The following is a 233-nucleotide window of genomic DNA, read 5'->3' as shown; positions in this document are numbered from 1 at the left end:
AGAGGCAAAAGAGCAAGAATTCAAACATACGTCGAAATTACTCTTTGAGCAGGCCAACGACCTTGAACCCCACCGACTAGAGCTGAAGAAAGATGATCAATGGAGGCAAAAGGAACGAAAGCTATTGGCTCTTATGACTGGAGAAGCTCCGTGTAAACAGAGTGATGAGGTGTATACCTCAAACATCCCCGTTTGTGATTTTGACACATTTTGAACCTTTGCTCCTTCACCAC

The 233-nt window shown here is 44.2% G+C and carries 1 protein-coding gene; it reads left to right on the top strand.

From position 1 onward, the window contains the following. Positions 1 to 214, top strand: a 214-nt coding sequence (locus E1189_RS25545) for a hypothetical protein (protein WP_230460423.1), incomplete at its 5' end; no start/stop codon positions are given. Between the last annotated feature and the right edge of the window lie 19 nt (positions 215 to 233).

The organism is Parendozoicomonas verongulae (assembly GCF_009711465.1).
In the GTDB taxonomy this organism is placed as follows: Bacteria; Pseudomonadota; Gammaproteobacteria; order Pseudomonadales; family Endozoicomonadaceae; genus Sansalvadorimonas; species Sansalvadorimonas verongulae.
The sequence above is the reverse complement of the archived record's forward strand: the minus strand, read 5'-3'. Positions and strand labels throughout refer to the sequence as shown.